The following is a 20205-nucleotide window of genomic DNA, read 5'->3' as shown; positions in this document are numbered from 1 at the left end:
GGATCGTGAACGTGGCACAGCCCTGAGGGGCGGGGATCGATCGGGCACGGCTGGCCCTGCTTCGTCGTGGCCCGGCACTGTGGCCGGTCCGTAGTCTGCGAGGACGGGAGAGACATGCCGGACTCCGACCCAGCAGGCGGCCCGATCTGAACACCGTCCCTCGAATAGAGCATTCGCCCGGTCGGCTCAGCCAGCCGCTGGCTCACGGCGACTGTGACGAGCGCTACCGGCTCGGGAACAGTCAGGTTTTCGCCAGACCGGCACCGCTCCGGCATCGGCTTGGGCCAGGAGAGTATGGGTCGACCCCGGTGTGCGGGTCTGCTCGATCGCGATGGCGATGGGAGGGCCGTCCGGGCGCTCGCAGACCACACCCCCACGCTCCGCCCGATCAAGTTGCTCGCCGGCGAGCTCCCTCAGACTCGGCTCCTCGCGCCGTACGACCCAGTGGTGAGCCGTTCCCCATGCGATGACGGCATGGGTCAGCTCGCTGGCGACACGAGCGACTGACTGACCTGACTGACCGCAGCGAGTCGGCACCCAGGAGTTGGTGCCGCAGCTGGCGTTCCGCCGCCTCGGCGACATAACCCGAGACGTTGTCGGTAAGCTCCCTGAGTTCGGCGACCTGATCGTTCGGCCTACAGAAACGCGACCGGCATCATCCCGCGCATCACGCGGCCGTGTCCCTCTTGCTCCATGCGGGTGTCCGCCCGCCGGAAGCCGCGGAGCGGGCCGGGCACGGCGTCGACGTAATGCTCAGGGTCTACACCAAGTGCATCGAGGGCAACCCGAGATGGTAGACCGCCGCATCCTGGAAGCCCTCGCGGACAATGGACTCAGTCGCCGTCGAGGTGCAGCTCTGTCGCTGGGTCGGCGGCGCACTGGCGGCCGAGATCTTCGAGTTTTCGCGTCGGAGCTCTCCCGGAAACTGTTGGCGAAGGCGAGCTGCGGCATGCGGTCTCCGGGGGCGAGTGGTGGATCGCCAGGGTACGGACGGGTTAGCCGTTCGACTGAGCCAGCGATCCCGGCCGATCGCAGGGTGTGAGGGTTACTACCCGCTAGGAAGCACTCTCCTACTCCTCTAGGAGGTAGCTTCCTAGTGAGGTATGCTCATCGCCATGGCCGAGGTCCTTCCTCCACACATGCGACAGCTCGCCGAGGTGGCTACGATCGTGGCGGCCGCAGGCGCCACAGCTGACTGGCTGTACCACCTCAAGAGCGACATGTGCGCGCTGCGTGTGATCAAGGATGGCGTCATCTCGGTTCCTGTCATGATCCCTGCCGACCCGGATCGCGACCCGGAGCTCTTTCGCGAAGCCCTCAAGCGTCTGGAGGCGGTCGTAGAAAGGATGAGCCGATGAGCAAGACAATCACGTATGTCGTCACCTCCGAGAATGGGCGGTGGGTGTCGCGCTGCCCTACGGGGGAGGTCGAAGGAGTCGGTGTGGCAAGCTCCTTGTCTCAACTGGAGCGCGACTTGGCGGAGATCCACGCCTGGGCCTGGCCCGAGGAAACTCCTGGCGTGAAGTTCGTCTTCGATCTTCCAGAGGAGGTCGCAGGGGTGGTAGCGGAATACAGCCGTGAGAAGGAACTAGCGGAAGCTCACACCAAGCGCGCCATGGAACTAGCCGTCAAGGCCGCGAAGGTGCTGACGAGTCATTGGTCGGAGCCAGACACGGCACGCGTCATGGGCCTATCCAAGCAGCGTGTCCACCAATTGAAGGTAAGCGCCTGACGGTCGCCGGACGTCCGGCTTCTGTTCGCTGCAGTCGTAGGTACAACACTGCGGCGCAGTTGCCCGGCACCTTGAGCTTCCCCTCGTTGGCGCCGATGTTCCTTCCGCCATGCCCGTGCCGGGCGTGAGAATCAGGGGTGGTCGCCCGCCGACGTCGTCCACGCTTTGGTCCCTGTCCGAGGCCGTCTCAATCTGGTTCCTTGCCTGGTAGACAGCGCTGGTGCAACTCCTGTCCAATCCGGACCATCCTCCAAGTGGGGTCGTCCTGTACACCTTCTTGTCCGGCAGTTTGAGACAGTTTGAACAGGTGTCATCGAACACCGCAGTGATCGCCGAGCCCGGCGGCAGTAGCCGGATCACGACCAGATCCAACAACACCAGCCCGAGGGCGTCGGCGCACCAGCGAGCGGTGGAGAAGAACCGGTGCGCGCGGCAGTGAAAACACGCTCATACCAACACGAAGGGGACGTCAATGACATTGTGCCGGCTGCCGGGGAGTACTTGGAGGAGACCCTGGCTGCGGCGAGCCCGGACCTGCTGCGCACGATGATCCAGGACGTCCCGCAGTCCGGCATGGCAGTCGGAGACCACCAGTTCCACTCCGGCGAGGCCGCGGGCGACGGACCGCGCAGGAAGGCCGGCCAGCCCGCGCCGTCTTCGGCGGAGGGTGACGTCCGGGCCGAGGATCTCGCGGTGGTCATCCCGCGTATCCGGTGACTGGCGGCAAACGGCGGCTCTCGGTGACCTACGGCTGCATGCGCAATAACCCATGATCCATGAGGGAACCGCAGCTCAGGCAGGGTTTCCCTGATCAAACGTGGTAGGGCGGGTGGGACTTGAACCCACGACCCACGGATTATGAGTCCGATGCTCTGACCGGCTGAGCTACCGCCCCGCAATGGTGGAGTCTCTCACAACTTAGCGGGTGAGGGGATCTGCGCGCGGAGGCGAGCGGCGGCCTTCGGCCCTGGGCGTAATCCCCGCCCGATCGTCCTGCGGATGATCGTCCACAGTGGGGTCGGGCTGCCGGAGTAAGCGTTATGGGGCCTATGTCAGGGTATGTGACAGATGAGGCGACATCGCTCCACAAGACGGCTCTGCGAAACGTGGCTCCGCAACGAATCGGGGGTGCCCCGTGGGGAGACGACTGGCGGGCGTCTGCGTGCTTCTCCTGATGTCCCTTCCCGCCTGCGGACAGGGCGGGCGGCAGCCGGGAGCGGAACTCGGAGCGGTCGGCGACGTGCGGGACGGCTTCACCGTCGGCCTGCTGCTTCCCGGCGAGGGACCCGACCGGCCTCTGTTCACGCGGGCGCTGTCGTCCCTCTGCCCGCGCTGCCATGTCCAGTACGCGAACGCCGCGGGCGACCGGGCCAGGCAGGGGCGGCAGATCGGCCGGATGCTGGCCGACGGGGTGCGGGTGCTGGTCCTCGGCGCGGTGGATCCCGAGGCCGCCGCCCCTTGGGTGGCCAGGGCCAAGCTGTCCGGGGCGAAGGTCGTCGCGTACGACCGGCTCGCGAACGGGCCGGTGGACGCCTACGTGGCGACGGACCCCGCGCGCGTCGGGCGGGAGCAGGCGCTGGCCCTGCTCGGCGCCATGAAGGGCGCGGGGCCGGTGCTGCTCCTCAACGGCCCCGCCACGGACCCGTACGCCGCGACGGTGAAGCGGGCCCTGCACGCCGTGCTCGACGGCCGGGTGAGGATCGGCTGGGAACGGGACCTGACGCGACCGGACGAGGCCGTACGCGAGGTGGCGGCGGCGGTCGCCGCGCTCGGCGGGGCCGCGAAGGTGGCGGGCGTGTGCTGCGCGAGCGACGCGGTGGCGGAGGCCGTCGCGGCCGAGATGGCACGGGCGGGAATGGCGGGGGTGCCGCTGATCGGGCATGGCGGGCGGCCCGCGGCGCTGGGGCGTGTCAGGGCCGGCATGCAGACCGCCACCGTGCGTACCGACGTCGCGGCCGAGGCGTCGGCCGCCGCCAGACTGGCGGTCGAGGTCGCGGGTGGCAGGACCGTGTACGGCACGGCCGTCGTGTCCAACGGGACGACGGTTTCGATCCCGGCGGTGCTGGTCGCGCCCGCCGTGGTCACGAAGGCCACGGCTCGCGAGGCGCCCGCCCCCGGGAGTGCCCGCGGGCAGGGCGCGCGTCCGCACTGACTCGCCCATGCACGGTCGCCCCGAGCGGGCGACGGCCGGTCACGGGACGCGGCGCCGGTTTGCCGCGTCCGCGGGCTCGGTGAAGCCGTTCTCGTCCGTCCCCCGTTCGGCGGGCCAGGACGGCACGCTTCGCGGCCCGGCCCCGAAGGCGTCGGCGCACAGTTGGGCGAACCAGCCCAGGCCGGGCAGCAGCAGGACCCATCCGGCGAGCGCCCAGCCGAGATGGAGGTGCGAGGCGGCGTGGGCGAGGGCCGCCACCCCCTCGGCCCGCAGCCCGTCCGCGCGCTCGTACGTCATCCGGCGCAGGCCCCGGGGATGTTCCTCCGCCGGGCGCACCCGGAGGGCGACCGGGGCGTGGCGCAGGATCCACCTGCCGACGGGCGCGCACTGCCCGCACGTCGCCGACACGTGGACGACCGCCTCCGCCATGGCGGGGGAGGGCCGCAGCCGGGGCAGCCAGGCCCGCACGGCGGACCGGTAGGCGGCCCACGCGCCGCCGAAGCGGCCGGCGAGCTGCTCACCCTCGTGCCACGCCGCGAGCCCGGCGCCGTACGCGACGGTCACGCCCGCCGCCGCCAGGAAGCGGACGTCCAGCAGGCCCAGGAGCAGGTAGCTCGCCGTCATCGACACCTGCATCGGGTTGCGCACGTACGCGTACGGCCCGCTGGTGACGAGGCGGCGCGGCGCGTCGTACGGCAGCGGCGTGCCGCCCGCCGCCGCGAACTCCCGGACGGCCGCCAGGCCGAGCGTCAGCGGCGCGGCCAGCACCTGGACGCCGAGGCCCGCGAGCCAGCCGGGCTGCCGCCACACCCCGGTGAGCGCGACCGGCAGCCCGAGCATGAGCCCGCCCGCGAGCACCGCCTGCAGCGTGGCCCGCCCGCCCAGGCGTACGCCGCGGGTGGTCCAGCGGGCGAGCAGGAGGCCGGGCACCAGGCTGAGCGCCACCGCGAGCGCCTCGCCGTACAGCCAGTCGCCGCCGAGCCGTACGAGCGGACGGGCCAGGGGCATGAACGCGAGGTCCAGCCAGGTGAGCGCGAGGACGGTCAGCGGGAGCGGCAGGCGGCGGGCCGCGTGCGCGGGCAGCGCCCCCCACAGCAGCGCCCAGCCGAGCAGCAGGTCCACCGGGACGCCCTCCACCACCGCGCCCCGGGCGGAGAAGGACCACCAGCCGGCCCGCACCGCGATCACGTTGACCAGGGCGAGGACGAGCAGGTTCCAGGCCGTCGCGAGGATCATGGCGGCGATCGCCCGCTCGGACGGGCGGCGTACGGCGGCCGCGACCAGGACGGCGGCGAGCGGGCCGAACAGGGCCGCGCCGCGCAGGAGCCCGATCGCGGAGTCCGCCGTCACGGGGCCGGTGGACACCATGTCCGTGATCACGAGGTGAAGGTCGCGGCGAGGTAGCCGGCCGCCTGCGTCGCGGCGTACCGCTGGAGCGGCCCGAAGTACCAGCCCGGGTCGAAGGTGCGCCGGTAGCGGAAGGTCACTTCGAGGCGTCGTCCCCGCCAGCGGAACTCGGCCTCGCGCAGGTCCATCCACCGGGCGAGGGTCGTGTCGCGCTCCACCCGGAAGACCGCCCGGCCGGGGGCGCGCTCGGCGACGCGCAGCGTCATGGCGCGCGGCTCCAGCGGGGCGTTGATCCCGAAGGACCGCCGGGGCGTGAAGGTGATCGTCCGGGTGTCCCCGACGGCGAGTCCCCGCCCCTCCGATCCGAGCGGCCGGGGGAAGCCGAGCCGCAGCAACGACGAGGTGACCGGGCCGAAGGCGGGGGGGCGGGCCAGGGCGGCTTCGATGTCGGTGTCCCGCGCCGCCGTGGCGACCGCCGTGACCTCCTCGTCGCGCGGCAGCGAGGTGAACGGCGTCGCGCCTTCGAGCAGGGCGACCAGGAGCAGCGGGGCGGCGACGGCCACGGCGTGCCCGCCCCTGCGGCGCGCGTAGTCGATCGAGACGCCCACGAGCAGGCCGACGAAGTAGAAGAGCGGTGCCGACATCAGCAGGCAGACGACGCCCTCGCCGAGCAGCGGCCCGGCCAGCGCGAGCCCGACCGTGATCGTGGCCATGGCCATGCCGGTGGCGCTCTTCGGCCGCGCCGTGATCGCCACGGTGATCGCGATGGCCGCGGGGATCCCCACGTAGAACAGCGAGGTCTGCTCCAGATGGCCCGCGTGGAGCACCTCGTAGAGCAGGTAGGCGGCGAACAGCCCGGCCAGCGTCACGACAAGCACGAGCCGGGGCCGCCCCGGGTTTTCCGACTCCATACGGCGCTCCTTGAGCGAAGGATTTAATCGACTGATTAAACCGTATGATGAGGATCGAGGGCGCTGTCAAGGGAGGCGGGTTGACGACACGGCGGGACTCGGGCGCGGAGACGCGCGACCGGCTCATCGAGGCGGCCGCGGAGACGCTGAAGACCCAGGGGTACGCGGGCACGAGCGCCCGGACGATCGCGAAGGCGGCGGGCGTCAACTCGGCGCTGGTCTTCTACCACTTCGGCGGCGTCGACCCGCTGCTGCTGGCCGCCCTCGACCGCTCGTCGGAGGAGCGCATGCGGGCCCATCGGGAGACCGTCGCGGGGGCCACGACGCTGGAGGAGCTGGTGGAGGCCGCCACCCGCGTCTACAGGGCCGACATCGAGGGCGGGCACATCACGCTCTTCTCCGAGCTGGTCGGCGCCAGCATCGCCCGCCCCGAGCTACGCGCCGAGATCGTCAAGCGGGCCGACCCATGGATCGACTTCGTGGAACAGACGCTCGAGCGGGTGATCGGCGGCTCTCCGCTGGCCCGGCTCCTGCCCCCGCGCGACGTGGCGTACGCCGCGATCACCTTCTACCTGGGCGTCAACCTGTTCACGCACCTCGACGCGGACCGTACGCGGACCGAGGCGTTGTTCGGCCTGGCGGCGCGGGTGGCGCCGCGCGCCCGGCTGCTCACCCTGCGGATGCCCCGGCGCCGCCGCCCGGCCTCCAGCGAATCGCCGGAATAGAAGAGCCGCGGTCGCACCGGGTGCGACCGCGGCCGGGGAAGAACCGGTTCACTCCTCCTCGTCGGAGGGGGCGGGGCCGTCGGACGGGCGCAGGCGTTCCCAGAGCAGGAACGCGCCTCCGACGACGAGCATCGCGATGCCCGTCCACAGGTTGATGCGGATGCCCTCCGCCTTCTGGATCTCCTGGGCGCTGTCGAACAGCCCGGTGACCGTGAGGATCAGTCCGTACACCAGGAACAGACCACCGATCACGCGGCGGATGTCGAAGAGCCGTTGTGGGGCGGCCATGCGAACCTCCTACAGGAAGGGCAGGTAGAACGCCGCGGCGAGGACCACCGCCCCGGCGCCGAGGATCACGGGGGAGCGGTACCAGGCGGTGTCTCCCGCCAGCGCGTCGTCGGCGACGGACGCGTCGCTCAGGCCGTAGACGAGCCCGCGCAGCTCGCTCTCCGGCTTGGGGGTGGTGGCGAGCGTGACCACGACGGAGACGATCGCGTCGACCACGAAGGCGATGCCGGCGCCCCAGAAGCTCGCGTTCAGCTCGGTGCCGAAGTCGAACACGCCCGCCTTGTAGAGGATGTACGAGGCGAAGGCGCACACGGTGCCGGTCAGCAGGCCCCAGAAGCCCGCCCAGGCGGTCATCCGCCGCCAGAACAGGCCGATGATGAACGTCGCGAACAGCGGGGCGTTGAAGAACGAGAACAGCGACTGCAGGTAGTTCATGATGTTGCCGAACCCGGCGGCGATGAACGCCGTGCCGATTCCGGCGAGGACGCCGACCACGGTGGCGATGCGGCCGAGCCGCACGTACCACTCGTCGGGGTGGTCGCCGTTGATGTGCGCCTTCCAGATGTCCTGGGTGAAGACCGTGTTGAAGCCGCTGATGTTGGCGGCCATGCCGGCCATGAACGACGCGAGCAGGCCGGTCACCGCGACGCCGAGCACGCCGTTGGGCAGGAACTCGTTCATGAGCAGCGGGATCGCCTCGTTGTACGTCGGCCCGCCGTCCTTGCCGAGGTTGCCGAACAGCACGACCGCGACGAGACCGGGGATCACGGTGACGATCGGGATCACGAGCTTCGGATAGGCCGCGACGATCGGGGTCAGCCGGGCGGCGTTGGTGTTGCGGGCCGACAGCGCGCGCTGGACCTCGGCGAAGTTCGTGGTCCAGTAGCCGAAGGACAGCACGAAGCCGAGGCCGAAGACCAGGCCGATCCAGTTGGCGTTGAGCGGGTTGTCGGTGCCGGCGGTGTGCGCCCAGGTGTGCAGCCCGCCCTCGCCGAGCACGCTCTGCTTGACCTTCTCGCCGAGGCCGGAGAAGCCGCCGACCCGGGTCAGGCCGATGATCACCACCGGCACGAGCCCGGCGACGATCACGAAGAACTGCATGACCTCGTTGTAGATCGCCGAGGACAGGCCGCCGAGGGTGATGTACGCCAGCACGATCGCGGCCGACACGATGATGGACAGCCACAGCGGCCAGCCGAGCATGGCGTCCATGATGAGCGCCAGCGCGTACAGGTTGATCCCGGCGATGAGGATCTGCGCGACGGCGAAGGTGCCGGCGTTGAGCAGCTGGGTCGCCCCGTTGAAGCGGCGGCGCATGAACTCCGGGACGCTGTGCACCTTGGACCGGTAGTAGAACGGCATCATCACGATGCCGAGGAACACCATGGCGGGGACCGCGCCGATCCAGTAGTAGTGCAGGGTCATCGCACCGTACTGCGCGCCGTTCGCCGCCATGCCGAGGACCTCGGTGGCGCCGAGGTTGGCGGACATGAAGGCCAGGCCGGTGATCCAGGCGGGGAGTGCGCGGCCCGAAAGGAAGAAGTCCAGACTCGTCCGTACGGCCCGTTTGGCGGCGAAGCCGATTCCCAGTACCACGAGGAAGTACAGGGCGAGGATCACGTAGTCCAGAACGTTGACGTCGAGCCGCAGATCCTGTGCGGCCAGCAATTGGGCATCAGGCACGCGATGCCAGCTACCCGTAGGTCTCGTCGTTTCACAAACTTGGCCCCCGTATACCCAATCGTGACAAAACCGCAGGTGAGGGCGCTGCAAAGCCCAATCGGGTGACGTACGCGCCGGAGTCCCGAGTGACGGGGGAGCGACCGGGTAGGCGAGGGAGAGCAGGAGGAACACCGAGGAAGGGAGGCACGTCATGGCCGACGCACCGAACCCGATCCAGATGCAGAAGCACCTGAAGGGCGTCGACTACCCGGCCGGCAAGTCGGACCTGATCCGCACGGCCCGCGACCAGGGCGCGGACGACAACGTCATCGACGCGCTGGAACGCATCCCGGACCGGCAGTACGACGGCCCCAACGCGGTCAGCAAGGCGGTCACCGAGGCCCGGTGAGTGAAGAGGGCCCGTGAGAAAGGGGGCCGGTGAGAGACCGGTCCCGGCATCGGGCGGCCGGCGCGGGAGGGCTCCCGTACCGGCCGCCCGCTCATGACCGCGTCACCGGGGGGAACGGCGCGGCAGGCGTCAGGACCAGACGGCGGCGATCGGCTCGACGAGGGCGGCGGCCTGGTCGAGCCCCGCCGCGAAGGCCGGTCCCCACAGGGCCGGGTCGAGGACGTTCTCGCCGAACACCGCGACCGACGCCGTGTCGGGGTGGACGACGTACGACGCGGCCGCGCCCGCCTTCGCCATCTCGGCATCGAGGACGGCCCGGGGGGTCAGGTTGCCGAGCGGTTCGAGCACCACGAGCGCGCGGGCGCCCTCCGCGAGGTCGGCGTTGGTCGCCGAGCGGACCCCGCCGTCCACGTACCTGCGGCCGTTGATCTCCACGGGCGGGAAGACCATCGGCACCGCGCAGCTCGACGCGACGGCGAGCACCAGCGGCGCGCCGGAGGACCGGTCCCACACGACGAACTCGCCGGTGGCCGCGTCCACGCTGGTGATGAGCAGCTCGCGCTCGGGCCACTCCTTCACCGGGAGCCGTTCGCCGACCGCCGCGAGCCGCTCGGCGTAGTGGTCGACCCTGGCCGCCAGGGCCATCTGACCGACCCGGCGCCGGGCCTCCCGCCGGTCGAGGTTCGGGTCGAACATGATGGCGAACGCCTGCATGACCTCGTCCATGTGGTCGATGGCCGGGGGCGGGCCGGTGTCCACCTCGGCCTGGTGGGCGATCGCCTCCTCCAGGTCGGCGCCGGTGGCCACCAGCGTGCCGACGACCGACCCGGCCGAGGTGCCGATGATCCGGTCCGCCGTCCCCAGGTCCACGCCGTGACGGCGCAGGCCGGTGACGATCCCCGCCTCCCAGGCGATGCCGGCGACTCCTCCGCCGCCGAGCACGAGAGCAGTAGTCATGTCCAGAATTATGTTCCACGGGAGTGTGTGCCCGGGACGTGGTGAAACCGGTTGCAATTTGTCTGGACGCCAAACTATTGACGGGGCTTCCGCTGGTATGTGAATCTTCCCTTCAGATTTCCATGCACGTGGGAGAAGGACGGTCAGGGTCCCCACCTGGTCGTGCATGGCCGGTTGTCCGTGCTCGGAGGGAAAACCGTCCATGCGAAGATTCGCAACCATGCTCGTGGTCGCCGCCGTGGCGCTGGTCACGGCCGTGATCAGAATGAGCCCCGTATCGGCCGTCGCGGCCGACCCGTACACGTTCAAGAACGTGCAGATCCTCGGCGGCGGCTTCGTCCCCGGGATCGTCTTCAGCCCCGTCCAGAAGGACCTGATCTACGCGCGTACCGACATCGGCGGCGCGTACCGCTGGAACCAGTCCTCCCAGACCTGGACACCCCTGCTCGACTGGGTCGGGCAGTCCAACTGGGGCTACAACGGCGTCGCCAGCATCGCCCCCGACCCGGTGGACGCCAACAAGGTGTACGCCGCCGTCGGCATGTACACCAACAGCTGGGACCCCAACAATGGCGCGATCCTGCGCTCGTCGAACAAGGGCGACACCTGGCAGGTGAGCCCGCTGCCGTTCAAGCTGGGCGGCAACATGCCCGGCCGCGGCATGGGCGAGCGCCTCGCGGTGGACCCGAACAAGAACAGCATCCTCTACTTCGGCGCGCCCAGCGGCAACGGCCTGTGGCGGAGCACCGACTCCGGCGCGACCTGGTCGAAGGTGACGAACTTCCCCAACGTCGGCAACTACCGCGCGGGCACCGACGACTACCAGGGTGACATCCAGGGCGTCGTCTGGGTGACCTTCGACAAGCGGACCGGCACCTCCGGCAACGCCACCCAGACCATCTACGTGGGCGTGGCCGACAAGGACAACACCGTCTACCGCACCACCAACGGCGGCACCTCCTGGGAGCGGGTCGCCGGCCAGCCGACCGGCTACATCGCCCACAAGGGCGTGCTCGACACGACCAACGGCTACCTCTACATCGCCACGAGCGACACCGGTGGCCCGTACGACGGCGCCAAGGGCGACGTGTGGCGCTACGCCACCGCCACCGGCACCTGGACCCAGATCAGCCCGATCCCGTCCAGCAGCTCCGACGACTACTTCGGCTACAGCGGCCTGACCATCGACCGGCAGCACCCTGGCACGATCATGGTCGCCACCCAGGTCTCCTGGTGGCCCGATGCGATCTTCTTCAGGAGCACCGACAGCGGCGCGACCTGGACCCGGATCTGGGACTGGACGTCCTACCCGAACCGTAGCTTCCGCTACAAGATGGACATCTCCGCCGCTCCGTGGCTGACCTTCGGCACGAACCCCCAGCCGCCCGAGGTCACGCCCAAGCTCGGCTGGATGAACGAGTCGGTGGAGATCGACCCGTTCGACTCCGACCGGATGATGTACGGCACCGGCGCGACGATCTACGGCACCACCGACCTCACGAAGTGGGACTCGGGCGGCCAGTTCACGCTCAAGCCGATGGTGAAGGGCCTGGAGGAGACCGCCGTACTCGATCTGATCAGCCCGCCCAGCGGCGCCCCGCTGGTCAGCGCGCTCGGCGACATCGGCGGCTTCCGGCACACCAACCTCGACGCCGTGCCGTCCATGATGTTCACCCAGCCCGTCTTCACCTCCACGACCTCGCTCGACTACGCCGAGACCAACCCGAGCGTGATGGTGCGGGCCGGCAACTTCACCGACTCCGACCGCCCGAACGACAGCCACGTGGCGTTCTCCACCGACGGCGGGGCCAACTGGTTCCAGGGCACCGAGCCCGGCGGGATCAACAGCGGCGGCACCGTCGCGGCGGCGGCCGACGGCAGCCGCTTCGTCTGGGCGCCGGGCGACTCCGGCCAGCAGGTCGTCTACTCCGTCGGCTACGGCAACAGCTGGACCGCCTCCAGCGGCGTACCGGCCAACGCGATCGTCGAGTCCGACCGGGTGAACGCGCAGAAGTTCTACGCCTTCTCCGGCGGCAAGTTCTACGTGAGCACCAACGGCGGCGCGAGCTTCGGCGCCACCGCGGCGACCGGGCTGCCCACGACCGGCGTGCACTTCAAGGCGCTGCCCGGCAAGGAGGGCGACGTCTGGCTGGCCGGCGAGGGCGGCCTGTGGCACTCCACCGACTCCGGCGCCTCGTTCACCAAGCTGTCGAACGTCGGCAGCTCGATCAACATCGGCTTCGGCAAGGCGGCGCCCGGCAAGACGTACCAGGCCCTCTACCTGATGGGGACCGTGGACGGCGTGCAGGGCCTGTTCCGGTCCGACGACACCGGCGCGAGCTGGGTGCGCGTCAACGACGACCAGCACCAGTACGGCAACGCGGGCGAGGCCCTGACCGGCGACCCGCGGATCTACGGCCGGGTCTACCTCGGCACCAACGGCCGGGGCATCATCTACGGGGACCGCAACGGCGGAACCTCCCCCTCGCCGTCGCCGTCCGCTTCGCCGTCGGCGTCCCCGTCCGCGTCGCCCTCGGCCTCTCCCTCGAAGTCGCCGTCCCCGAGCCCGTCGGCGTCGCCGTCCGCGAGTCCGTCGCCCAGCCCGTCGCCGTCCGCCAGCCCGTCCCCGAGCCCGTCGCCCTCGGCGAGCCCGTCGGGCGGCAAGGGGTGCTCGGCGACGTACAAGGTGGTCAACCAGTGGCCGGGCGGCTTCCAGGGCGAGGTCACGGTGAAGAACACCGGCAGCGCCTCGATCAGCGGCTGGAGCGTCAAGTGGGCCTTCGCGAACGGCCAGACGATCAGCCAGCTCTGGAACGGCACGGTCAGTCAGTCCGGGGCGAACGTCACGGTCACCAACGTGAGCTACAACGGCTCGGTCGGCTCCGGGGCGTCCACCACGTTCGGCTTCCAGGCGAGCTGGAACGGCACCAACGCCGTCCCGTCGCCCGTGACCTGCACCGCCTCGTGAGATAACACGCCAACGGCCGTACGGATGAGCCGCAACCCGGCCCATCCGTACGGCCCGTCCGACGGCCATGCCACCGCACCCGAGGTACCGCTTCCGAGGAGTGGCTCCACACCCTTCGATGGTCGTGAAATTCGGGTGCGCCACGAGTGCGCCCGGGTGTTGCATGAGCCAGATGATCGACGCACCACTGGAACGACTCCGCGCCGCCGTCCGGCGCACGCAAGAACTTGCCCTGAGCCGGGCGGGCACCAGCCTGGGCCACGAGGACGCCGACGACGTCGGCACGATCGGCACGGACGCAGCCCTCGGGTTCGATCCGTTTCCGCTACTCGAAGCCCTCCATCGCAATGGCGCCCGAGCCGTGGTGATCGGGCAAGTCGCCGGCATCATGCATGGATCCGCCGAGCTGACCGGCGATCTAGATCTGCTCTGGGACGGTGCACCGGCCCACGCCCCGGCCCTGGCGGCCGCCTTCGTCTCCGTCGACGCCCAACTCGCCGACGAAACAGGCACCGCTATGGCGACTCATCCGGATTCCCTACTCCGCCCCAAAGTGCAGTTCACCTCACCCGGAGCCAGCGGCGACTGCTGCACTCCAGCGCTCCCCTGGGGCGACCTCCGCGTCCGGGAGATCCTCGACAGGGCGATCACCGCCGTCGACCCGGGCGGCTTGTCGGTCCACTACGCCTCCCGGGAAGACCTCATCCGGATGCGCCGCGCCATAGGCCGCCCCAAGGACCTGCGACGAGCGGCCGAACTCGACTCGTTCGCCTCGGACCGCCGAGAGTGACGGCCCATCTCGACAGAGCGCGGGGGTTCTCATCGCCCGGCCGGGGTGGGGAGCGCGGGCGCCTGCGACATCACCGTGATTGGTGAGAAAAGGCCCTACGGATGTGACCTTCGACTGGTATCCGCGCGAGGCCCTTCGCATAGCCTTGCCTGGGCGGGCCGTCGGGCCGCGCCGGGACAGGGGTGACTGCGCGATGGCGATCGGGGTTTACGTCGCGGCCGGCGACGCGAGGAGCAACAAGGGCACGATCGCCCTCGGCATGATCGAACTGCTGACCCGACAGGTGGGCACGGTCGGCGTGTTCCGGCCGGTCGTCCGGCCAGGCCGCGAGGACAGCCTGGTCAACACCGCGCGCGGCCGCTTCGGGATCGGCCTGCCGTACGCCATGTGCACCGGTGTCACCTACGAGGAGGTGCACGCCGACGAGGAGCGCGCGGCGGGGGAGATCCTGGCCCGCTACCGGGCGCTCGCCGGGCGGTGCGACGCGGTCGTGGTGATCGGCACGGACTACACCGACGTGGGCGCGCCCACCGAGTTCGTGTTCAACGCCGAGCTCGCCGCCAACCTCGGCACACCGGTGATGAACGTGGTGACCGGGCTCGACCGCACCCCGGACGAGATCGCCGCGGCGGTGGAGATGTCGCGCAAGGAGCTGGCCGAACGGCACGCCACCGAGCTGGCCACGGTCGTCACGCGGGTCGCCCCCGGCCTGGTGGAGGAGGTCGCCGCCCGCGTCCCCGCGTACGTCCTGCCGGAGGTGCGGCGGCTGTCCGCGCCGACGGTCAGCGACCTGATGGCCGCCTGCGACGGCGACCTGTTCATGGGCGACGCCGACCAGCTCGGCCGGGAGACGGGCGGGCTGATGATCGGCGCGATGTCGCTGCCGAACATCCTGGAGCGCCTCACCGAGGGCCTGGCGGTCGTCGTCCCCGCCGACCGGGCCGCCGCGCTGGTGCCGGGGTTGCTGGCCGCGCACAAGGCCCCCACGTTCCCCGCCCTGTCGGCGATCATCCTCAACGGCGGGCTGGAGCTGCCCGACGCGGTCGTCCGCCTGCTGAAGGGCATGGACATCCGGCTGCCGATCATCACGACCGGCGGCGGCACGTTCGAGACCGCGACCAAGCTGTCGAAGGCCGAGGGCCGGTTCAGCCCGGACGCCAAGGGCAAGATCGACACCGCGCTCGGGGTCTTCGCCGAGCACGTCGACGCCGGGGCGCTGCTGCGCAACCTGCAGGTCACCAAGGCCGCGGCGATCACCCCGCTCATGTTCGAGTACGACCTGCTGGACCGGGCCCGCGCCGACCGCAGGCACATCGTGCTGCCGGAGGGCGCCGAGCCGCGGATCCTGCGCGCGGCCGACAGCCTGCTGCGCCGGGGCGTGGCTGAGCTGACCCTGCTGGGCGACGAGCGGGAGATCCGGCTGGCGGCGGCCACGATGGGCCTGGCCGTCGACGGCGCCCGCGTGGTCAGCCCGTTCGACGCGGAGTTGCGCGAGCTGTTCGCCGAGGAGTACGCCCGGCTGCGCGCGCACAAGGGCGTGACCGTCGGGCAGGCCCGCGACATCGTCACCGACGTCTCCTACTTCGGCACGATGATGGTCCATCTCGGGCTGGCCGACGGCATGGTCTCCGGCGCGGCGCACACCACCGCCCACACGATCAGGCCCTCGTTCGAGATCATCAAGACCTCGCCGGGCGTGGGCGTCGTGTCCAGCGTGTTCTTCATGTGCCTGGCCGACCGCGTCCTCGTGTACGGCGACTGCGCCGTCGTCCCCGACCCCACGGCCGCCCAGCTCGCCGACATCGCGATCTCGTCGGCCGCCACGGCCGCCAGGTTCGGGGTCGAGCCGCGCGTGGCCATGCTGTCGTACTCGACCGGCGAGTCCGGCGCCGGGCCCGAGGTGGACAAGGTGCGCGAGGCCACGGCGCGGGTCCGCGAGCTGCGGCCGGACCTGCCCGTCGAGGGCCCGATCCAGTACGACGCCGCCGCCGAGCCGAGCGTGGCGCGGACCAAGATGCCCGGCAGCCCGGTGGCCGGGCGGGCGACGGTGTTCGTGGTGCCCGACCTCAACACGGGCAACAACCTCTACAAGGCCGTGCAGCGCAGCGCCGGCGCGGTCGCGATCGGGCCGGTCCTGCAGGGCCTGCGCAAGCCGGTCAACGACCTGTCCCGCGGCGCGACCGTGGGCGACATCGTCAACACCGTGGCGATCACGGCCATCCAGGCGCAGGCGCACGGGGAGACAGTCAGCGCGCAGGCGCGAGGGGAGAGACAGTGAGCGGGCAGGTCCTCGTCCTGAACACGGGGTCGTCGTCCATCAAGTACCGCCTCATCGACATGGGGACGCGCCGGGCCGTGGCCGGCGGGCTGATCGAGCGCATCGGCGAGGACGAGAGCGTGCTCGCCCATGACGGCGTACGGACCGAGCGCCGGGTGGCCGACCACGAGGAGGGGCTGAAGGCGGTGCTCGCGGCCTTCGCCGAGCACGGGCCGCCGCTCGACCGCGTGACCGCCGTGGGCCACCGGGTCGTCCACGGCGGCAGCCGGTTCGTCACGCCGGTGCTGATCGACGACGAGGTCGAGCGGGCCATCGAGGAGATCGCACCGCTCGCGCCGCTGCACAACCCGGCCAACCTGGAGGGCATCCGGGTCGCCCGGCGGGCCTTCCCCGGCCTGCCGCACGTCGCCGTCTTCGACACCGCCTTCCACGGCACGATCCCGCCCCACGCGCACACCTACGCCGTCCCCCGCGAGTGGACCCGCAAGCTCGGCGTGCGCCGCTACGGCTTCCACGGCACCTCCACGGCGTACGTCTCCCGCCGGGCGGCCGCGCTGCTCGGCCGGCCGTACGACGAGGTGAACTCGATCGTGCTGCACCTCGGCAACGGCGCGAGCGCGACGGCGGTGCGGTGCGGGCGCAGCGTGGACACCTCGATGGGCATCACGCCGCTCGCTGGCCTGGTGATGGGCACCCGCTCCGGGGACGTCGACCCCGCTCTGGGCGCCTATCTCGGCCGGGTCGCCGGCATGGACCTCGCCGGCGTCGACGCGGCGCTCAACAAGGAGAGCGGCCTGCTCGGCATGTGCGGCGCCAACGACATGCGGGAGGTCTGGCGGCTGGCCGACTCGGGCGACGAGGACGCCCGGCTCGCGCTCGACGTCTACGGCTACCGCGTGCGGGCCTACATCGGCGCCTACTACGCGGCGCTCGGCCACGTGGACGCCCTCGTCTTCACCGGCGGGGTGGGGGAGAACAGCCCCCGCGTCCGCGCGCTCGCGACGACCGGGCTCACCCGGCTCGGCATCGAGATCGACCCCGGCCGCAACGCCGCGGAGTCGGCGGAGGCCAGGGTGGTCTCCCCGGAGGGCGCCGAGGTGACGGTGCTGGTGGTGCCCACCAACGAGGAACTGGAGATCGCCGAGCAGACCGCCGCCTGCCTCGGGGACGCGTGAAGCCGCCGATCGCCGCCGCGGTCGTCCGCTGGCTATCGTGGGCAGCGAATGGGGGTGAGCCGTGTGGCGACGGCTGAGGACAGTCGTACGGGTGGACAGGAAGGGACCGACGATTCGCCGGGCTGGCTCGACCGGGTCCGCGCGACTCCGGCCGGCCGGCTGACGCTGCGGATCGTCATCGGGGTGATCGGCACCGCCCTCGTGGTCACCGGCCTGATCATGGTGCCCTTCCCGGGGCCGGGCTGGCTGGTGGTCTTCGCCGGGCTCGCCGTCCTGGCCACGGAGTTCCCCTGGGCGTCCCGGCTGCTGGAGTTCGCCAAGGACAGGGTCAGGGCGGCGACCGACTGGCTCAAGCGGCAGAACTGGTTCGTCCGCATCGTCGCGAGCGCGCTCACCCTGCTCTGCGCCGCGGCCATCGTCTGGGTGTCGGTCCGGCTGACTCTCGGCGTCGACCTGGTCCAGAAGGCCCGCGAACTCCTGAGCTGACCGTCAGCCGCGGGCCAGCCTCCGGATCGCGAGCTCGCTGAGCAGCGTCGCGCCGTCGGACAGGATGGCGTCGTCGAACTCCGCCGCGGCGGAGTGGTTGGCCGGGGCCGTGGCGGGGTCCCGGCCGGGCGGGCAGGCGCCGACCACGAGGAACGCCCCCGGCACCTGCTCCAGCACGTACGAGAAGTCCTCCGAGCCGGTCGCCGGGGTGGGCAGCGGGAAGTAGCGGTCCTCGCCGAGGGCCTCACGCACCGTGCGGGCGGCGAACTCCGCCTCGGCGTCGTCGTTCACGGTGACGGGATAGCCGAGGCCGAACTCGCAGTCGACGGTGAGGCCGTGCGCCTCCCCGATGCCGCGGGCGAGCCGGACCAGGCCCTCCCTGATGCGGTCGCGCGAGCCGGTCGAGAACGTGCGCACCGTGGCCTCGAAGACGGCCTCGTCCGGGATCACGTTGTCGGTGGTGCCGGCGTGGAAGCTGCCGACGGTCACCACGACGGGGTCGAACACGTCGTAGCCGCGGGTGACGTGGGTCTGCAGGGCCGTCACGATCTCGCACGCCGCCGGGATCGGGTCGAGGGCGCGGTGCGGGGAGGACCCGTGGCCGCCCCTGCCGCGCACGGTCACGGTCAGCGTGTCGGCCGCGGCGAGCACGGGCCCGCCCTTGGTCAGGAACAGCCCGCGCGGGATCGTGGTCGAGAAGACGTGCATGCCGTACGCGGCGACGGGCCGAGCCCCGGCCGCGTCGAGCACGCCCTCCTCGATCATCAGCCGGGCGCCCTCCTGGCCCTCCTCGCCGGGCTGGAACATCAGCACCACGTCTCCGGCGAGGTCGGCGCGCCGCTCGCTGAGCAGGCGGGCGGCTCCCACCAGCATGGCCGTGTGCAGGTCGTGGCCGCAGGCGTGCATGCGGCCGTCGAAGCGCGACCGGTAGGGCACGTCGGTCTTCTCGTGCACCGGCAGCGCGTCCATGTCGGCGCGCAGCAGTACGGCGGGGCCAGGGCGGCCGCCGCGCAGCACGGCGGTCACCGACGACAGGCGCTCGCCGGTGGTGATCTCCAGGGGCAGGCCGTCGAGCGCCGCGAGCACCTTCTCCTGCGTGCGGGGCAGATCGAGGCCGATCTCCGGCTCCCGGTGCAGTGCGCGGCGAAGCTCGACGAGTTCATCCTGGAAGCTCATGGTCCACCTGGGGGGTGACAGGGGCTCGGCGGGGGGCCGGGAGCCGGGCGGTCAGAGGTAGAGGCCGGTGCCGTGGTCGGTCTGCTGCGTCGCGACGGCGTGCAGGTCGCGCTCGCGCAGCACCAGGTAGATCTGGCCCTGGACCTCCACCTCGTACTGGTCCTCGGGGTTGAACAGGACCTTGTCGCCGGTCTTGACCGACCTGACGCTGGCGCCGGCGCCGCACACCTCGCCCCAGACGAGCCGGTTGGCCATTTTGACCGTGGCCGGGATGACGATGCCCGCGCTGCTGCGCCGCTCCTCAAGCTCCCGCTGAACCTTGACCATCACGCGGTCGTGGAGCATCTGGATCTCGAACTTCGGGTCAGCCACGCTCGCAGTGTACGCGGAGCGGCGCCGGGCACCGTCATCGGAGGTTCACCGGCGGCGGGATCTCACCGGTGGCCCATTGCCAGGTCGTAGCCGGTTCCGGAGCGGCGGTAGACGCCGCCCTTGCCCCACTTGAGCACCTGGAACCGTACGTGGACGGTGTTGGAGGCGACGCCCGTCAGGTCGGCCATCATCTTCTCGGACAGGTCGACGATCGCCGGGATGTCGTGCTGGGCCACGGCCCACTCGGCCGGGCCGAAGTCCTCGACGACGCCGATCGCGCTCTTCCCCTTGTAGGTGATCCGCACCTTGGTGCCGAGGGGCCAGTAGGGGCTGGCGACGGTCCGGTAGCGCATCGGCTTGCCCGACGCGGTCTCGCCGTCCCAGAAGGACGTGGCGGTGGAGACGCCGGAGGGCAGGGAGGCGGCCTTCTTCATCTCCGCGTACGCCGTGCGGAGGGTCGCGTTGAAGGCGGCGCCCAGGGAGGCCAGGGTCAGGGAAACAGGGTCTGCCGGGATCGGACGGGTGGTGTCCGGTGAGGTGGCGGGCACCGTCCGGGGGAGCGGCGCGGAGGAGGGAGCCTGAGGGATCACCGAGGCGTTCGCGGCGGTGGCCGCGCCGGCGACGAGTGTGGTTCCGGCCATCGCCATGGTGATCGCCTGACGGGCTCGCTTGCGCATGAGGTTCCTTTCGTCTCGGTCGCGGGGCGGCCCCGGGGGGGGGAACGGGGCCTCGCGTCGTCGAGGAGTCCCGGCTGGCCGGCGGGCTCCGCACGCGCGT

General features: G+C 71.0%; 18 protein-coding genes, 1 tRNA gene and 1 pseudogene. 10 read left to right on the top strand and 10 right to left on the bottom strand.

The window, feature by feature from the left end:
- Nucleotides 1–1115: 1115 nt before the first annotated feature.
- Both Msi02_RS02990 and Msi02_RS02985 read left to right on the top strand, forming a co-directional pair.
- Nucleotides 1116–1358, top strand: a complete 243-nt coding sequence (locus Msi02_RS02990) for a hypothetical protein (protein ID WP_204046931.1) — start codon at nt 1116–1118, stop codon at nt 1356–1358.
- A complete protein-coding gene (locus Msi02_RS02985; RefSeq protein WP_204046930.1) occupies nt 1355–1732 on the top strand; it encodes a hypothetical protein in 378 nt (125 codons plus the stop codon). Before Msi02_RS02990 ends, Msi02_RS02985 begins: the two co-directional genes overlap by 4 nt.
- 579 nt (nt 1733–2311) lie before the next feature.
- Here the strand turns inward: Msi02_RS02985 and Msi02_RS44745 are convergent.
- Together Msi02_RS44745 and Msi02_RS02975 are read right to left on the bottom strand one after the other, a co-directional pair.
- A pseudogene (locus Msi02_RS44745) lies at nt 2312–2503 on the bottom strand (hypothetical protein); the annotation flags it as partial.
- A gap of 47 nt (nt 2504–2550) precedes the next feature.
- Nucleotides 2551–2627: transfer RNA gene (locus tag Msi02_RS02975), tRNA-Ile, on the bottom strand.
- Between the two features lie 240 nt (nt 2628–2867).
- Here Msi02_RS02975 and Msi02_RS02970 point away from each other — a divergent pair.
- Nucleotides 2868–3884, top strand: a complete 1017-nt coding sequence (locus Msi02_RS02970; RefSeq protein WP_204046928.1) for a substrate-binding domain-containing protein — start codon at nt 2868–2870, stop codon at nt 3882–3884.
- 39 nt (nt 3885–3923) lie between these two features.
- Here the strand turns inward: Msi02_RS02970 and Msi02_RS02965 are convergent, their stop codons facing one another.
- Both Msi02_RS02965 and Msi02_RS02960 read right to left on the bottom strand, forming a co-directional pair.
- Nucleotides 3924–5264, bottom strand: a complete 1341-nt coding sequence (locus Msi02_RS02965) for a methyltransferase family protein (protein WP_239108066.1) — start codon at nt 5262–5264, stop codon at nt 3924–3926.
- Nucleotides 5261–6142: a hypothetical protein gene (locus Msi02_RS02960; RefSeq protein ID WP_204046927.1), complete on the bottom strand. Its 882-nt coding sequence runs from the start codon at nt 6140–6142 to the stop codon at nt 5261–5263. The genes Msi02_RS02965 and Msi02_RS02960 overlap by 4 nt, the downstream gene beginning before the upstream one ends.
- Nucleotides 6143–6189: 47 nt before the next feature.
- On the opposite strand from Msi02_RS02960, the gene Msi02_RS02955 reads away from it, so the two are divergent.
- Nucleotides 6190–6867 carry a TetR/AcrR family transcriptional regulator gene (locus tag Msi02_RS02955; RefSeq protein ID WP_079314340.1) on the top strand — a complete coding sequence of 226 codons (678 nt, stop codon included), beginning with the start codon at nt 6190–6192 and terminating at the stop codon, nt 6865–6867.
- 48 nt (nt 6868–6915) lie between these two features.
- Here the strand turns inward: Msi02_RS02955 and Msi02_RS02950 are convergent, their stop codons facing one another.
- Both Msi02_RS02950 and Msi02_RS02945 read right to left on the bottom strand, forming a co-directional pair.
- Nucleotides 6916–7155 carry a hypothetical protein gene (locus tag Msi02_RS02950; RefSeq protein ID WP_204046926.1) on the bottom strand — a complete coding sequence of 80 codons (240 nt, stop codon included), beginning with the start codon at nt 7153–7155 and terminating at the stop codon, nt 6916–6918.
- A 9-nt stretch (nt 7156–7164) separates the two neighbouring features.
- Nucleotides 7165–8838 carry a sodium:solute symporter family protein gene (locus tag Msi02_RS02945; protein ID WP_239108065.1) on the bottom strand — a complete coding sequence of 558 codons (1674 nt, stop codon included), beginning with the start codon at nt 8836–8838 and terminating at the stop codon, nt 7165–7167.
- Between the two features lie 190 nt (nt 8839–9028).
- Here Msi02_RS02945 and Msi02_RS02940 point away from each other — a divergent pair, with 190 nt between their 5' ends.
- Nucleotides 9029–9226, top strand: coding sequence for a DUF2795 domain-containing protein (locus tag Msi02_RS02940; protein WP_079314299.1), 198 nt, complete (start codon nt 9029–9031; stop codon nt 9224–9226).
- Nucleotides 9227–9355: 129 nt separating this feature from the next.
- On the opposite strand, the gene Msi02_RS02935 is transcribed toward Msi02_RS02940, so the two are convergent.
- A complete protein-coding gene (locus Msi02_RS02935; RefSeq protein ID WP_204046924.1) occupies nt 9356–10183 on the bottom strand; it encodes a patatin-like phospholipase family protein in 828 nt (275 codons plus the stop codon).
- A gap of 202 nt (nt 10184–10385) precedes the next feature.
- Between Msi02_RS02935 and Msi02_RS02930 the strand changes: the two genes are divergently transcribed.
- The 5 genes from Msi02_RS02930 to Msi02_RS02910 all read left to right on the top strand — a co-directional run bounded on the left by Msi02_RS02930 (nt 10386) and on the right by Msi02_RS02910 (nt 17880).
- On the top strand, nt 10386–13151 hold the full coding sequence (locus Msi02_RS02930) for a cellulose-binding domain-containing protein (protein WP_204046923.1): 2766 nt from the start codon (nt 10386–10388) through the stop codon (nt 13149–13151).
- Between the two features lie 163 nt (nt 13152–13314).
- On the top strand, nt 13315–13941 hold the full coding sequence (locus tag Msi02_RS02925) for a hypothetical protein (RefSeq protein ID WP_204046922.1): 627 nt from the start codon (nt 13315–13317) through the stop codon (nt 13939–13941).
- 193 nt (nt 13942–14134) lie between these two features.
- A complete protein-coding gene (gene pta, locus Msi02_RS02920; protein WP_204046921.1) occupies nt 14135–16219 on the top strand; it encodes a phosphate acetyltransferase in 2085 nt (694 codons plus the stop codon).
- A complete protein-coding gene (locus tag Msi02_RS02915) occupies nt 16216–17394 on the top strand; it encodes an acetate/propionate family kinase (RefSeq protein WP_204046920.1) in 1179 nt (392 codons plus the stop codon). The genes pta and Msi02_RS02915 overlap by 4 nt, the downstream gene beginning before the upstream one ends.
- Before the next feature lie 63 nt (nt 17395–17457).
- On the top strand, nt 17458–17880 hold the full coding sequence (locus Msi02_RS02910; protein ID WP_239108064.1) for a TIGR02611 family protein: 423 nt from the start codon (nt 17458–17460) through the stop codon (nt 17878–17880).
- Between the two features lie 3 nt (nt 17881–17883).
- Here Msi02_RS02910 and Msi02_RS02905 read toward each other — a convergent pair whose 3' ends face one another.
- The 3 genes from Msi02_RS02905 to Msi02_RS02895 all read right to left on the bottom strand — a co-directional run bounded on the left by Msi02_RS02905 (nt 17884) and on the right by Msi02_RS02895 (nt 20105).
- The gene (locus Msi02_RS02905; protein WP_204046918.1) at nt 17884–19056 is read right to left on the bottom strand and encodes a M20 metallopeptidase family protein; all 1173 of its coding nucleotides are present in this window, start codon (nt 19054–19056) and stop codon (nt 17884–17886) included.
- Nucleotides 19057–19107: 51 nt separating this feature from the next.
- Nucleotides 19108–19428, bottom strand: a complete 321-nt coding sequence (locus tag Msi02_RS02900; RefSeq protein ID WP_204046917.1) for a GroES family chaperonin — start codon at nt 19426–19428, stop codon at nt 19108–19110.
- A 62-nt stretch (nt 19429–19490) separates the two neighbouring features.
- Nucleotides 19491–20105 (bottom strand): RlpA-like double-psi beta-barrel domain-containing protein, encoded by a 615-nt coding sequence (locus tag Msi02_RS02895; protein WP_204046916.1) that lies wholly within the window; start codon nt 20103–20105, stop codon nt 19491–19493.
- Nucleotides 20106–20205 lie beyond the last annotated feature (100 nt).

The organism is Microbispora siamensis, from assembly GCF_016863095.1.
GTDB classification, from domain to species: Bacteria; Actinomycetota; Actinomycetes; order Streptosporangiales; family Streptosporangiaceae; genus Microbispora; species Microbispora siamensis.
The sequence above is the reverse complement of the archived record's forward strand: the minus strand, read 5'-3'. Positions and strand labels throughout refer to the sequence as shown.

Coding starts and splice junctions, on each gene's coding strand:
- Msi02_RS02925 (WP_204046922.1), top strand. CDS start 13,315: ATGAGCCAGATGATCGACGCACCACTGGAACGACTCCGCGCCGCCGTC.
- Msi02_RS02990 (WP_204046931.1), top strand. CDS start 1,116: ATGGCCGAGGTCCTTCCTCCACACATGCGACAGCTCGCCGAGGTGGCT.
- Msi02_RS02930 (WP_204046923.1), top strand. CDS start 10,386: ATGCGAAGATTCGCAACCATGCTCGTGGTCGCCGCCGTGGCGCTGGTC.
- pta (WP_204046921.1), top strand. CDS start 14,135: ATGGCGATCGGGGTTTACGTCGCGGCCGGCGACGCGAGGAGCAACAAG.
- Msi02_RS02935 (WP_204046924.1), bottom strand. CDS start 10,183: ATGACTACTGCTCTCGTGCTCGGCGGCGGAGGAGTCGCCGGCATCGCC.
- Msi02_RS02950 (WP_204046926.1), bottom strand. CDS start 7,155: ATGGCCGCCCCACAACGGCTCTTCGACATCCGCCGCGTGATCGGTGGT.
- Msi02_RS02960 (WP_204046927.1), bottom strand. CDS start 6,142: ATGGAGTCGGAAAACCCGGGGCGGCCCCGGCTCGTGCTTGTCGTGACG.
- Msi02_RS02955 (WP_079314340.1), top strand. CDS start 6,190: ATGAGGATCGAGGGCGCTGTCAAGGGAGGCGGGTTGACGACACGGCGG.
- Msi02_RS02985 (WP_204046930.1), top strand. CDS start 1,355: ATGAGCAAGACAATCACGTATGTCGTCACCTCCGAGAATGGGCGGTGG.
- Msi02_RS02895 (WP_204046916.1), bottom strand. CDS start 20,105: ATGCGCAAGCGAGCCCGTCAGGCGATCACCATGGCGATGGCCGGAACC.
- Msi02_RS02905 (WP_204046918.1), bottom strand. CDS start 19,056: ATGAGCTTCCAGGATGAACTCGTCGAGCTTCGCCGCGCACTGCACCGG.
- Msi02_RS02940 (WP_079314299.1), top strand. CDS start 9,029: ATGGCCGACGCACCGAACCCGATCCAGATGCAGAAGCACCTGAAGGGC.